At 67.3% G+C, this 13,366-nt stretch carries 12 protein-coding genes and 1 riboswitch; of the genes, 6 read left to right on the plus strand and 6 right to left on the minus strand.

Annotated elements, in window-relative coordinates:
* Positions 1–101: 101 nt before the first annotated feature.
* Positions 102–803, plus strand: a complete 702-nt coding sequence (locus tag NP4_RS13625) for a TetR family transcriptional regulator (RefSeq protein WP_067997337.1) — start codon at positions 102–104, stop codon at positions 801–803.
* Between the two features lie 68 nt (positions 804–871).
* A riboswitch (SAM riboswitch) is annotated at positions 872–982 on the plus strand.
* Between the two features lie 112 nt (positions 983–1,094).
* A complete protein-coding gene (gene metX / locus NP4_RS13630; RefSeq protein WP_067997462.1) occupies positions 1,095–2,237 on the plus strand; it encodes a homoserine O-acetyltransferase MetX in 1,143 nt (380 codons plus the stop codon).
* A gap of 3 nt (positions 2,238–2,240) precedes the next feature.
* On the opposite strand, the gene NP4_RS13635 is transcribed toward metX, so the two are convergent.
* On the minus strand, positions 2,241–2,558 hold the full coding sequence (locus NP4_RS13635; protein ID WP_245998257.1) for a DUF3017 domain-containing protein: 318 nt from the start codon (positions 2,556–2,558) through the stop codon (positions 2,241–2,243).
* A 601-nt stretch (positions 2,559–3,159) separates the two neighbouring features.
* Between NP4_RS13635 and NP4_RS13640 the strand changes: the two genes are divergently transcribed.
* From NP4_RS13640 to NP4_RS13650, 3 genes are all read left to right on the plus strand, one after another.
* On the plus strand, positions 3,160–4,194 hold the full coding sequence (locus tag NP4_RS13640; RefSeq protein WP_373863833.1) for an alpha/beta hydrolase: 1,035 nt from the start codon (positions 3,160–3,162) through the stop codon (positions 4,192–4,194).
* Between the two features lie 72 nt (positions 4,195–4,266).
* Complete coding sequence (locus NP4_RS13645; protein WP_067997340.1) at positions 4,267–4,731, plus strand: tRNA (cytidine(34)-2'-O)-methyltransferase; 465 nt, start codon at positions 4,267–4,269, stop codon at positions 4,729–4,731.
* 57 nt (positions 4,732–4,788) lie between these two features.
* Positions 4,789–6,045 carry a YhgE/Pip domain-containing protein gene (locus tag NP4_RS13650; RefSeq protein WP_082875832.1) on the plus strand — a complete coding sequence of 419 codons (1,257 nt, stop codon included), beginning with the start codon at positions 4,789–4,791 and terminating at the stop codon, positions 6,043–6,045.
* 13 nt (positions 6,046–6,058) lie between these two features.
* Here the strand turns inward: NP4_RS13650 and NP4_RS13655 are convergent, their stop codons facing one another.
* The 4 genes from NP4_RS13655 to NP4_RS13670 are packed head-to-tail and all read right to left on the minus strand — an operon-like array spanning position 6,059 to position 8,838.
* On the minus strand, positions 6,059–6,286 hold the full coding sequence (locus NP4_RS13655) for a DUF167 domain-containing protein (protein ID WP_062513735.1): 228 nt from the start codon (positions 6,284–6,286) through the stop codon (positions 6,059–6,061).
* Between the two features lie 40 nt (positions 6,287–6,326).
* Entirely contained in the window at positions 6,327–7,460 is a 1,134-nt protein-coding gene (locus NP4_RS13660) for a hypothetical protein (protein ID WP_147288011.1), read from the minus strand.
* Positions 7,457–8,530, minus strand: a complete 1,074-nt coding sequence (locus tag NP4_RS39875; RefSeq protein ID WP_082875833.1) for a glycoside hydrolase family 19 protein — start codon at positions 8,528–8,530, stop codon at positions 7,457–7,459. The genes NP4_RS13660 and NP4_RS39875 overlap by 4 nt, the downstream gene beginning before the upstream one ends.
* Positions 8,527–8,838 carry a hypothetical protein gene (locus tag NP4_RS13670; protein WP_067997346.1) on the minus strand — a complete coding sequence of 104 codons (312 nt, stop codon included), beginning with the start codon at positions 8,836–8,838 and terminating at the stop codon, positions 8,527–8,529. The genes NP4_RS39875 and NP4_RS13670 overlap by 4 nt, the downstream gene beginning before the upstream one ends.
* A gap of 215 nt (positions 8,839–9,053) precedes the next feature.
* On the opposite strand from NP4_RS13670, the gene NP4_RS39880 reads away from it, so the two are divergent.
* Positions 9,054–10,004: a hypothetical protein gene (locus tag NP4_RS39880; protein ID WP_147288012.1), complete on the plus strand. Its 951-nt coding sequence runs from the start codon at positions 9,054–9,056 to the stop codon at positions 10,002–10,004.
* Positions 10,005–10,014: 10 nt separating this feature from the next.
* Here the strand turns inward: NP4_RS39880 and NP4_RS13680 are convergent, their stop codons facing one another.
* Entirely contained in the window at positions 10,015–13,332 is a 3,318-nt protein-coding gene (locus tag NP4_RS13680) for an error-prone DNA polymerase (RefSeq protein ID WP_067997350.1), read from the minus strand.
* Positions 13,333–13,366 lie beyond the last annotated feature (34 nt).

Raw genomic sequence — 13,366 nt, forward strand, 5'->3', positions numbered from 1 at the left:
ATCCTGACATCGAACGACATTTGGCGTCAAGGGAAAAATGTCGCAGTCCGACATTTGGCTGGTCTCGCCACGATGGGCGTCGATGGCGATAGGATGGACGCATGCTCGAGTCACCAGCCCAGCCCGGCCTCCGGGAACGCAAGAAGCAGCAGACTCGACGCCGGATCATCGAGGTCGCGCTGCGTCTGTGTGATGCGCAGGGCTTCGATGCGACCACCGTCGAGCAGATCGCCGACGCCGCGGACGTCTCCCCGCGCACGGTCAACCGCTACTTCGAGTTGAAAGAGGACATCGTCCTCGCGCCCCTCCAGGACTTCGGCCAGATCATCGGTGACGAGCTGCGCAATCAGCCCGTCACCGGCAATGAGCTGCAGGCCCTGTTCGATACGTATCTGGCCGTGACCGAGGCGAGCATCGCCGGGCAGACCCTGCCCTTCGAGTGGTTCCAGCAGATGCAGCGCATCGTGCGCGCGAGCCCGACCGTTCGCGCCCGCAGCATGGAACTCGCCGATACCAAGACCGTCACGATCCACAACACCCTGGCCGAGCGCCTGGGCACGGATCCGGATTCGCTGACCGTTCGCCTGATCGCGGGCACCTGGCACGCGATTCTGCGGACCGGCATGGAATGCGACAACACCCTCACCGAACGCGAACCCGTCGAGTCGGCCCGCGCCAGCATCAGCGCGGTGCGCGGCGCGTTCGAGGAGTTCGTCCAGCGCTGCGTCCTGCCGCTGACGCGCGGCTGCCGCGCCGAGCGCAACACGGACGATCACGCCGTCGAAACCACCGCGATCGGCTGAGCGCAGCCGCATTCAGCGAGGGGGCACTGTTCGCGTCGCGCGGAGGCGATCGGTTACCATCCATTTCAGGTCATGAGTGCCAGCGCCAAGCCCCGGCTCGCTGGTCGGCAACCCTCCAGTTGCGGTGGGGTGCTCCGGGTGATGACCGGGCTCCCGAGAGTCGGGAGCAAGCGCGACCCATTGGAGCAGGCCTATGAGTAACCCGACCGCGCCCCGAGCCTTTCAAATCGAGGGCGACAAACCTGTCGCTACCATCGAAGCCGTGTGTTCTCTTCGGACGGCGGCGGCCCGGTGACCGTGAGTATCGAATCGAGCACGGCGGCCGCACTGCTGCCCCCACCCAACGGACGCCTCGAGACGGTCGCCATCGGCGACCTGCGCCTCGAGAACGGCGCGGTGATCCAGGATGTCGAGCTGGCGGTGCAGCGCTGGGGTGAGCTGTCGCCGAATCTGGACAATGTCGTCCTGGTCGAACACGCGCTGACCGGCGATTCGCATGTGGTCGGCGCACCGGACGCACTGCATCCGCTGCCCGGTTGGTGGGACGGCATCGTGGGCCCGGGGGCCGCGCTGGACACCGGCGAGTGGTGTGTCATCGCCACCAATGTGTTGGGCGGCTGCAAGGGCAGCACCGGCCCGTCGTCGATCGCGCCCGACGGACGCCCGTGGGGCACACGCTTTCCCGAGATCTCCATCCGCGATCAGGTCGCCGCCGAGGTGGCGCTGTTCGATCTGCTGGGCATCGAGCGCCTGGCGGCCGTGGTCGGCGGATCGATGGGCGGTATGCGCGTTCTGGAGTGGATGGTCGGCCATCCGCAGCGCGTCGGCGCCGCACTGGTACTGGCCGTCGGGGCGCGGGCCACCGCGGATCAGATCGGCACCCAGACCACCCAGATCGCCGCGATCAAGGCCGATCCGGATTGGCAGGGCGGCGATTACCACGGCACCGGTCGCGTACCGACCACCGGTATGGGCCTGGCGCGCCGCATCGCGCACCTGACCTATCGCACCGAATTCGAACTCGACCACCGCTTCGAGAACTCCGCGCAGGGCGACGAGGATCCCCGCGACGGCGGCCGCTACGCGGTGCAGAGCTATCTGGAGTACCAGGCGCAGAAGCTGGTTCAGCGCTTCGACCCGGCCACCTATGTACTGCTCACCGAGGCCATGAACCGCCACGACATCGGTCGCGGGCGCGGCGGTATCGAAGCCGCGCTGACCGCCACCGAGGTGCCCTGCGTCGTCGGAGGCGTCGACTCCGATCGGCTGTATCCGCTGCGCACCCAACAGGAGTTGGCGGATCTGCTGCCCGGCTGCAAGGAGCTCGAGGTGGTCCACTCGCGCGACGGGCACGACGGATTCCTCACCGAAACCGAGGCCGTGGGCAGGCTTCTCGTTGAGACGATGGAACTCGCCCGCAAGGCGCGCAACTGAGGTTCAGGCGACGCCCAGGCTGCTGATCGTCATCGCCAGGGCGATGATGCTCCCCCCGAGGACGGTATAGGCACCGACATCGAACGGCTTGCTGCGCACTGCCAGCAGGCCGACTCGCAGGGTCGGCAGGCACAACCGCAACGCGCCCGCCAGCAAGGTCGCGCCGCCGACCACGAATGCGCCACGCCGCCAGCGATCCTGGGCGACGAACACCGCGGCGACCACCAGCACCGCCGCCACAAGGAGTATGGGCAGATTGGTCCGGAGGAATCGTCCGATCGGGCCGTGCTGATGGGCGTGGGACTCGGGCGCTTCGGTCACGCCGATATTCTCGCATCACCCTGGACGCTATAAAGCCGCAGCCCAATTTCCCCGGGCCCGGTGCCCGCGTTCGGAATTCACCGTTGGTGCGGGCCGGCCCCGACGCACGGGCAGGGGGGACTGCGCCTCGAGGCCGGCCCCGACGCCGTGCGCGATACGCCGATGAGCGGCGTCTCCCGTGCGGCGTGGTAACTCGTGTTCGGATGGATCCTTTCGAGCTCCAATTTAACAACCCGATTCTGATTTCAGTTATTAGCCAGCAAACAAACAGGATTAGATTCAGTATCAACCAGATAACAAACCAGTCTAGATCCTTTCTTCCGATAAGTTTCCTCATAATCTTTGATTTCCCATCGCATTTTGCCCAGGAATCGCAGGAGAGCTCTGCGCAGCCGAAACCGCTGCTCAATTGTTGTAATCGCAAAAAGAAGACCCCTGATCTTCCGGATCGCCCGAGCCCGGGGCGTGTCGCTGCCTGCCGGTGGAATTGCGATGTTGAAAGCTGGGACGCATGACCCTGACCGCCAGCGCATCCCCTCGTATCTCTCGATCTACTCGACTGGTGAGCAACAGCGTGGTAACCGGGTTGCTCCTCGGAGTTCTGAGCTCGTTCGGCGCCGGTGCCGCGACCGCCGAACCGACCGCTGTGCTGGACTCGATATTCACCGGAGCGGTGGCGGATGACGGATCCCGGATCGTCGACGGAGAACAGATCGACGATCACAGCGTCCGGCTGCAGGTGTACTCGGCGGCCATGGACAAGACATTTCCCGTGGAGATCCAGCGGCCCGGCGATACCTCCCAACCCCGACCGAGCCTGTATCTGCTGAGCGGTTTGGACGCCGGTGAAAGCGTCGCGTCCTGGCAGGCGCAAACCGATGTTCGCCAGTTCCTTTCGGACCGGAATGTGAATCTGATCCTGCCGATCGGCGGAAAGGCCAGTTACTACACCGACTGGATCAACGACGATCCGACCCTGGGCCGCAACAAGTGGCGGACGTATCTGACCGAGGAGCTGCCCCCGCTGATGGATGCGGCGCTGGGCACCAACGGGGTCAACGGCATCGCGGGTATCTCCACCTCCGGCACTTCCGTTCTGGCCCTTCCCATTGCGAAGCCGGGCCTGTACAAGGTGGCGGCCTCCTACAGCGGCTGCGCCCAGACCAGCGATCCGACCGGCACCTACTTCGTGCGCACCGCGGTCGCCGCGGGTGGCGGCGATCCGACGAATATGTGGGGCCCGCCGGGATCGCCGGAATGGGTGGCCAATGATCCCTACGTGCACGCCGAGGAACTGCGCGGAGTCGAGCTGTACCTGTCCTCGGGCACCGGCCGCCCCGGCAAGTACGACACGATCGAAGGCCGCGAGGAACAGCTCGGCGACGGCCGAACCCAAATCGACGGCAAGACCAACCAACTCGGCCCGCTCGGCCTGGTGAACCAGATCCTCGTCGGCGGCACCATCGAAAGCGCCACCAGCTACTGCACCCACCGCATGGCCGATAAGCTCGCCTCCCTGGACATTCCCGCCACCGTTCACTACAGCGCGGGCACCCACTCCTGGGGTTACTGGCAGGACGAGTTCAAGAACTCCTGGCCGACCCTCGCCCACGGCCTGGGACTGCCGGAGGAGTGACAGCGGTCCGGACGGTCGGTCGACACGCCCCGTGCGACCGGCCGTCCGATAGGGCGAGGGATACTGACAGCCGTGCTGCACGTCGTATTCTTCGAGCCTCGGATTCCACCCAATACGGGTAATGCCATTCGGCTGGCGGCCGGGACCGGGTGCGAACTGCATTTGATCGAGCCGCTGGGATTCGATCTGTCGGAGCCGAAGCTGCGCCGCGCCGGACTGGACTACCACGACCTGGCCTCGGTGACCGTGCACGAAAACCTTTCGGCCGCTTGGGAAACCATCCGTCCCGAGCGAGTATTCGCCTTCACCGCGCGGGCGACCACGCGCAATACCGATATCGCCTACCGCAAGGGCGATGTATTGCTGTTCGGACCGGAGCCCACGGGCCTGCCGGACGAGGTGCTCATCGATCCGCGCGTCACCGATCAGTTGCGCATTCCCATGCTGCCCGGGCGGCGGTCGATGAATCTGTCCAACGCCGCGGCGGTCGCGGTGTACGAGGCGTGGCGGCAGTTGGGATTCCCCGGGGCGGTGTGACCGCCCGCGCCGCATGTCGAATGGAGATTGCCGAAGGTGTGCTGTTAGCGTCGCGCTGTGACGCCGACGATCGACGGGGACGGTGAAGACGCTCCTTCCGGCTGGGACCACAAGCTGTGGGCGGTCCCGCTCGTCATCGCGATGGGGTTGCTGAGCCTGCTGGCGCTGTCGTATCTGGGCAGCATCCTGCATCCGCAGCGGAATCTGCACGACTTTCCGCTGGTGCTGGTGAACAACGATCGCGGCGAATACGGCAACGAGGTCGCCGAGCGGGTCCGCGCCGCGTTTCCTCCCGATCAGGTCCGGCTGCGGATCACCGACGCCGCCGAGGCCGACCGGCAGCTGTCGCTCGCCGATGTCTACGGGGCGATCTGGATCCCCGAGGACTTCAGCGACCGGCTGACCGCCCTCACCCAGCCGGGCCCGGGACCCACGACAGCGCCGAGCATCGAGGTGCAGACCAATCCGCGCGCGGGCACGACCGCGGTCACCCTGACCACACAGCTGATCACCCCTGTACTCGACGGCATCAATCGAGAACTCGGCACGACAGTGACCGAACGCGCGCGGACCGGTGGCGTATCGATGTCGGACGCGGCCCTGGTCACACTCGCCGAACCCGTGCACGTCGCCGTGACGCAATACGCGGCGCTGCCCGAGGGCACGGCCAACGGGATCTCCGCCTTCTACTACACCCTGCTGGTGGTATTCGCGGGCGTCACCGGCAGCCAGTTGATCAATGTCGGCGTCGATACCGTCACCCAGGGCGATCCGACCATCTCGCCGTGGCGCGCACTGCTTTTCAAATGGGCGCTGATCGCGGTGGTGGCCCTGGCGATGGCGGGGAGCTATCAGCTCATCGCGTCCGCGCTGGGGATGCCGATCGGACATCGGCTGACGCTGTACTGCTTCAGCGTCTTCGCCGCGCTCGCGATGGGTATGACCGCGCTGGCCAACCTGGCCGTCGTGGCGACCGTCGCCTCCGCGCTGCGACTGCCGGTGCTGAACAACCTGGGCATGCCGATCAATATGCTGATCTTCATCGCGCTCGGCCTGCCGTCCTCCGGCGGCATCATGCCGATCGAGGCCACACCGCCTTTGTACGGGGCGCTGGCGGAATTCGAACCCATGCATCAGGTCTACCTCGGCGTTCGCTCGATCCTGTACCTGGATGCCCGCGCCGCGGCCGGACTGACCCGGGCGCTGGCGATGTGCGGGGTCGGCGTGGTTTTCGCGATCGTGGTCGGGGTGCTGACCACGCTCGGCTACGACCGGCTGCGGGCGCGACTGGCCCAGCCCGAGACCGAGGGCTGAGTTCGGGTCGGATTCAGTCGATCTCGAAACGCTTGAATCGGGACGTCGCGCCGGCGGTGAGGCGCACACGACTCTTGGCGACGCCGAAATGAGCGGCCAGCAGTTCGATCGCGGCCCTGTTGGCCTTACCCTCCACGGCGGGAGCGCGCACGTACAACCGCAGAGTGCCGTCGTCGAGGGTTTCGACGAGCGGGCCCTTGCCGCTGTTGGGTTTGATGGTCGCCCGGACCACGGTCGACACGCGCTACTCCTGACCTCGACGCCTATGCGCAGGGTAGCCGTCATGGCAGCGCCCAGGGCAGCCGGATATCGACGATATCGTGGGCCAGCACCCGCATCTCGGTGGCGACCGACAGTACGAGATCGCCCGAATGCACGGTATGGACGCGATCCATCCCCGAGCGCTGAATTCGCACCGCCGCCCGCGGGGTGAGCGCGGCATAGCGCAGCGTGTCGGCATCACCGCGTCGATCCCACTGCGCGCCGGTGCGGGTCCACACCGCCGTGCCGGTCAGCCGATCCGGTGCGGCGGGCTCCCACAGCAGTCCGGTCGCGGTGGCGGTGGCACCGGCCCAGCGCAGATCCGTCACCGAGGAGCAGGTGGACAGCTCGGGCAGTCCGAAGGGATCGATGCGACCTTCGGGCAGCGTCACCACCACCAGATGTCCAGTACCACAGGACTTTCCGTCGCGGGAGTACCCGGCGAACACCACCTCCCGCCCGTCGGCTCGGAACGCACCGGGCGACAGGGCGGTATTGATGCCGTCGACTCGGCCCAGTCCTCGCGCCGCGCCGGTATCGGGATCGACGAGGAACAGGTGATTGATACCCCAGGTCGCGCCGGACGGGGCCTCGATCCGATCGATGATCAGCGCGGTGGCGTCCGCGGCGATCAGCCTCGGCGCGGACAGCACATTGCCGGGTGCGAGCGACTCGGGCGGTGGCGGAAGCGCAACCGCCACGGGCACAGCCTGTTTCGGATCACGCAGATCCGCCCGGGCGAAGCCGCCGGACTGCCACCAGCCGACGGTCGTTCCCTCGAGCGGAAAGATCCGCTCGCATCGGCAGTCGATTCGCGCGGACGACATCGCGCCGCCCGCCGCATCGAACGAACGCAGTCCACCCGCATCGTCGAGGACGAAGACCCGCGAATTATCGCGAGTGAAGCCGAAATCGGCGTAAACCCCGGGCTGCCGGGCGAGGATCCGCTCCGGCGTGGCCAGCACCAACTCGTCATGGGAGCGATAGACGAACGGCCGCCTGCCCGCCGCGGTCAGGGCATCGCCCCGCACTCCCACCGCCGATTTCGCCGTCGGCGGCCCCGAAAGCCCATCGGCACAACCGGAAGCGATGATCAATCCGACCATGACCAGCACCGCCGGGACACATCGAGGCCGAACACCGTTGCCGCTCATGCCAGTACCGCCAGGGCGCGGCGGTAATAGGTCTCGCGGGCGGCCAGACCATGCTCGCCACCATTGACCGCGCGGGTGACACCCACGAAATCCCCGGCGTCGGCGAGGGTGTTGATATCGCGAATGGTCCAGTACCACTGGGCAATTCGGAACCCAACCTCGGGACCGGCCGCCAATTCGGGGCTGCCCTCGAGGTCGAGGCCCAGCGCCGCACCGGCGGCCCGATAGTTGGCTCGCCCGGTCAGCTGAAGGGGCCCTCGACCGTGATAGCGGGGGCCGTCACCGGGTTCGGTATTACCTGCGCCCGGATTCGCCCCGTCGGGGTCGTACTGCCGGAAATACTCCTCATCGCCCAATTCCTCGAAGTACCGCAATTCACCGCTCTCGTGGGCGATCTGCGCCAGGAACGCGGCCTGCCGCAGTGGAGTGACGATCTCGCCCTCCCGCATCGCGGCATTGAGCGCGGGCAGATACTCCCGCGCCCGGTCGACCGGAAGTTCGGGCATGACGGCGAGGAGTTGTTCGGCCGTGACCGCGACGAACGCGCCCTCGCCTTCGACGGGCAGCGCCGGAAGCGTGAGAAACGCCGCGGGATGGACCATTTCACCGAGGGCCGCCCTGATGGCCCGATGGCCGGATTCGTCGGCCCTGGCGACGGCCGCGACGGCCTCGGTGATCACCTCGTTCCATTCCGCGGCCAACGACTGTGGGTCGGCCGTCACGGTCCAGTCGTCGGCGACCACGCAACCGGCGGCCTCGGCGTCGGCGACGTAATCCAGGAGCGCGAGGCCGGTGTGATGCAGATCCGACAGGGCGCGCACCCCGGTGTCGCGCAATTTCTCGGCGCGGGCGCACAGCAGGCGGCTGTGGTTGTGCGAGGTCTCGACGTGGGCGAGCACGGCATCGTAGGCCGCGCCCTGCCAGCCGTCGCCGTCGAGTCGCCGGCATTCGTCGAGTACGCGGGCCGACAGGGCCTCCACCTCCTGGATGTGCCGATCGAATTCCGCGCGCAGAGATTCGGCGGCCGACGCGGCGCGCCAATTGGCGAGTATCGAACGCGGCGGGGTCATATCCGCACCGCCGATCGTTCGAGCCCCGTCGCGACCGCGCGGTCGGAGCGGTCGAAGGCGATGGCGGTGCGGTCGACATGCTCGGCCAGCCCGCCGAACCGCTCGGCGCCGCGCTGCACCAGATTCGCGAGCGCGCAGGCGGTCTCGCACCAGGCCGGTACCGTGCGACTGTCCGGCACCGATTCCGCGATCAGGGCGATGGTTTCCACCGATCGCGCCGCGACGCGGTCGAGATCTCGAAAGGCTTGTCGCGCAACGCTTCCGAAGCGCAGCACCGCCTGTGTATCGATGACACATCTGTTCGTCATTGAAACCCCCTAGCGATCGTTCCCCAAGCGACCCGAGCACCGTATCCGGCAACCTCGGCGCTGTCAGTAGCCGAACGAAGATCCGCACCCTTTAGCGAAGAAGTTCCTGGTAAACGGCTCGACTCGCGAGCAAACCCTTCGGTCTGCTCCGACCAGCCGGTAGTCTCGCGAATGGCGCGGGGTGGCAGGAGCCTCGCACGATCGGGGAGTGCGCTATGGCCAGACATGGTGCGGTAATGCTCGGAATGTTGGCGGCGCTGCTGCTGATATCCGCCGGACCCGCGGCGGCCGGGCCGGTCACCATCAAGGACGATTCGCATGTGCTCGATGCCGGGCGCGTGAAGGATGCGGCCGATGCCGTGCCGGATCCGGTGCAGATCTTCACCACGGAACGACTCGCGGACAACAGCGCGGCCTTCGACCAGGAGGCCCAGTCGCATGTCACCGCGCCCAACGACGTGGTGGTCGCGATCAACACCAAATCCAAACACCTGGCGATCCGCACCGGAGCCAACTCCCACATCAAAGACGCCTCCCCGGCCGTCGCGGCGTTCAAGAACGGCTTCGGCTCCGGCGACTACACCGCCGCGACGATCGGCGCGCTGAATTCGCTTGCCCAGGCGGCCAATCAGGCCGCTCCGGCGCCGAGCCGGGCCAACCATCCGGCGCCGCAGGCCAAACCCAGCCATCACAACAACGGCTTCAGTCTGTGGAGCGTGCTGTGCCCGCTCGTGGTCATCGCCGGGGTCGTGCTCGCGGTGGTGGCGTTTCTGCGGCGACGACGCGGCGGCGGAGGCGGTGGCGGTTTCCCCGGCGGCGGTAATCAGCCCGGCGGCTACGGCCCGGGCGGCTATGGCCCCGGCGGCGATCCCGGCTACGACCCGAATTACGGCGGCCGACGCGGCATGAGCCCCGGCATGGCGGGTGGACTCGGCGCGGCGGCGGGTGCGGTGGGCGGCGGCCTGCTGGGCTACGAGCTGGGCCGGATGGGTCATGAGGAGGAGCACGCCCAGGGCTTCGACCAGCCCGCGCCCGAGGCGGACCCCGGCCAGGCCCCCGAGGAATGGGGCGGCGGAGGCGGTGACGCCGACTTCGGCGGCGGCGATACCGGATCCGACAGCGGCGGAGGCGGTTTCGACGGAGGCGGGGGCACCGGCGACTTCTGAGGCGGATAGGTCAGCGGAAATCGCGGGATTTCGACGCCATCCGCAGATCCATGCGCTGCAGATGTTCGGCGACCACACTGACCACACCCTCGGCATTCTGGATGCGCCCGCGGATCAACAGGGCGGGCGCGCTCTGGGCGATCCGGCGATAGCGCTGCCACAGTCCGACCGAGCAGACGACATTGACCATGCCGGTCTCGTCCTCCAGATTGATGAAGGTGACACCGGCCGCGGTGGCGGGCCGCTGCCGATGCGTCACCGCGCCGCCCACCAGCACCTTGGTGCCATCGGCAACCGAACGAAGCCGCCCCGCCGGGATCACACCGAGCGAATCCAGGTGCGGGCGTAGGAATTCGGTGGGATAGCTCCCCGGCGACACCCCCGTGGCCCAGACATCGGCGGCCGCCAGCTCCAGCTCGCCCATGCCGGGTAGGGCCGGGGCCGCGGTGGCGGCTCCCGTGCCCGGCAGCCGATCGACGCGCTCCCCCGCCGCCGCACCGGCGGCCCACAGTGCCTGACGCCGGGACAGCCCGAGATCCGCGAGCGCGCCCGCGGTGGCCAGCGCCTCGGCCTGCGGCACCGTCAGCTCCACCCGCCCGGTCAGATCGAGGAACGAGGTGAAGGGCCCGGATTCCCTTGCGGCGACGATCTTTTCGGCCAGTTCATCGCCGATGTGCCGGACCGCGGCCAGACCGAGCCGCACCTGGGTGCCGCGCTGTTCGAGGGTGGCCGCGGCGAGGCTGCGATTGACGTCCGGACCGTGCACCACCACCCCGTGCCTGCGCGCGTCGGCCACCAGCGACTGCGGTGAATAGAATCCCATCGGCTGGGCATTGAGCAGGCCCGCGCAGAACGCCGCCGGATGGTACAGCTTGAACCACGACGAATAGAACACCAGCGAGGCGAAACTCTGCGAATGACTCTCCGGGAAGCCGAAATTCGCGAATGCGTACACCTTCTCGTAGATGCGATCGGCCATCTCGCCGGTGATGCCGTGCAATTCGCGCATACCCGCGTAGAACCGCTCCCGCAGCCGCTCCATCCGCTCGGTGGATCGCTTGGAACCCATCGCCCGACGCAATTGATCCGCCTCGGCCGCGCTGAATCCGGCGACGTCCACGGCCATCTGCATGAGCTGTTCCTGAAACAGCGGCACCCCCAGGGTGCGCTTCAGCGAATTACGCAGCGCCTCATGTTCGAAGGTGATCTCCTCGACGCCGTTGCGCCGACGGATATAGGGATGCACCGAACCGCCCTGAATGGGTCCGGGACGAATCAGCGCCACCTCCACGACCAGGTCGTAGAACGTGCGCGGCCGTAGCCGCGGCAGCGTCGCCATCTGCGCGCGCGACTCCACCTGGAACACCCCGACCGAATCGGCCCGCGACAACATCTCGTAGACGGCGGCATCCTTCAGATCCAGTTCGTGCAGCTCGACGGTCTCCCCGACGTGTTCGCGCACCAGATCGATCATGTAGTGCAGTGCCGACAGCATGCCAAGGCCGAGTAGATCGAATTTCACCAAACCCGCCGCGGCGCAATCGTCCTTGTCCCACTGCAGCACGCTGCGGCCGGGCATCCGGGCCCATTCCACGGGGCAGACATCGGCGATGGGCCGGTCACAGATCACCATGCCGCCGGAATGAATGCCCAGATGCCTCGGCAGACCTTCGATTTCACCGGCCAGTTTCAGCACCCGTTCCGGAATATCGGTATGCGCCTCACCCGAGACTCCGGTCCAGCGACTCACCTGTTTACTCCACGCGTCCTGCTGCCCCGGCGAAAAGCCCAGTGCCCGGGCGGCATCGCGGACCGCGGACTTCCCGCGATAGGTGATCACATTGGCCACCTGGGCGGCGTATTCGCGACCGTATTTGGTGTAGACGTGCTGGATCGCCTCCTCGCGGCGATCGGATTCGATATCGAGGTCGATATCGGGCGGACCGTCGCGTTCGGGGGCCAGGAAGCGTTCGAACAGCAGATCGTTGTCCACCGGATCGACATTGGTGATACCGATGGCGTAGCAGACCGCGGAATTAGCGGCCGAGCCCCGTCCCTGGCACAGGATGTCGTTGTCCCGGCAGAACTTGACGATATCGTGCACCACCAGGAAATAGCCCGGGAAACCCAGATCGGCGATGATACGCAACTCGTGGTCGATCTGCCGGTAGGCCTTGGGATTTCGCTCCGGCGAGCCGTAGCGGTCGGCGGCCCCCTTGTAGGCCAGTTCACGTAGCCAGGAATCCTCGTTGTGATTGTCCGGAATTTCGAACGGCGGCAGTTCCGGCGCGATCAGCTTCAGATCGAAGGCGCATTCCCGGGCCAGGGTCGCGGCATTGGTCACCGCTCGCGGACACATCGCGAACAACCGGGCCATCTCCACTCCCGCGCGCAGATGCGCGCCACCGGCGGGGGCGAGCCAGCCGTCCATCTCGTCCAGGCTCCGTCGCGCGCGGATCGCGGCCAGCGCCATGGCCCGGCGGCGATGCCGGGGCGCGGCGAAATGCGCCGCGGTCGTGGCGATCACCGGCAGGCCCACGTGATCGGCCAGGGCGAGCAGGCGGGCATTGCGCTCGTCGTCCTCCGGAATGCCATGGTGGGTCAGTTCCACGGTCACCCGATCGCGGCCGAAGCGCTCCATCAGCTCGCGCAACGCCGCCTCGGCCGCGGCATCGCCCTGTCGAAGCGCTTGGCGCACAGGGCCTTTGCGGCATCCGGTGAGGATCTGCCAGTCCCCGTTCGCGGCGGCGGTGAGTCGGTCCAGGTCGTAGCGCAGAATTCCCTTCTCACCCGCCGCCATGTGCGCGGCCGAGATCTCTCGCGACAGCCGCCGATAGCCCTCCTCACCGCGCGCGAGAACCAGCAGATGCGTGCCCTCGGGGTCGGGCGTGCCGGTGCGCGGCTCGGAGTCGCGAGAGTGCGAGGGGGCGAGATCGTTTCGCGACGGGGAGGGCGCGGCCAGGGACAACTCCGCGCCGAATACCGTCGGCAGTCCCCATTCCCGCGCCGCCTCCGCGAAGCGCACCACACCGTAGAACCCGTCGTGATCGGTGAGCGCGAGCGCCTCGAGACCCAGTCGCACCGCCTCCTCGACCAGATCCTCCGGCTGGCTCGCTCCGTCGAGAAAGCTGTAGGCCGAATGGGCGTGCAGTTCCGCATAGGGCACCGACGGTCCGCTGGACGGTCGCGGACCGGCTCGATAGGGAGTGCGCTTGCGCGACCAACCCGGGCTGTCGCCGCCGTCGCCGGGCGGCTCCTCGCGACCCGGGCGACCGGAGAGCACCCGTTCCAGCTCCGACCAGGTCGGCGGGCCGCTACCCCAACCCATGCACACCTCCGGCAAACCGATCGGTTCTTATGTT

It is taken from the genome of Nocardia pseudobrasiliensis NBRC 108224, assembly GCF_001613105.1.
GTDB classification, from domain to species: domain Bacteria; phylum Actinomycetota; class Actinomycetes; order Mycobacteriales; family Mycobacteriaceae; genus Nocardia; species Nocardia pseudobrasiliensis.

Bases quoted from the DNA above. Each gene is read 5' to 3' on its own strand.
- NP4_RS39875 (WP_082875833.1), bottom strand. From the start codon at position 8,530: ATGACCCCGCCGCGTTCGATACTCGCCAATTGGCGCGCCGCGTCGGCC.
- NP4_RS13680 (WP_067997350.1), bottom strand. From the start codon at position 13,332: ATGGGTTGGGGTAGCGGCCCGCCGACCTGGTCGGAGCTGGAACGGGTG.
- NP4_RS13660 (WP_147288011.1), bottom strand. From the start codon at position 7,460: ATGAGCGGCAACGGTGTTCGGCCTCGATGTGTCCCGGCGGTGCTGGTC.
- NP4_RS13670 (WP_067997346.1), bottom strand. From the start codon at position 8,838: ATGACGAACAGATGTGTCATCGATACACAGGCGGTGCTGCGCTTCGGA.
- NP4_RS13625 (WP_067997337.1), top strand. From the start codon at position 102: ATGCTCGAGTCACCAGCCCAGCCCGGCCTCCGGGAACGCAAGAAGCAG.
- NP4_RS39880 (WP_147288012.1), top strand. From the start codon at position 9,054: ATGGCCAGACATGGTGCGGTAATGCTCGGAATGTTGGCGGCGCTGCTG.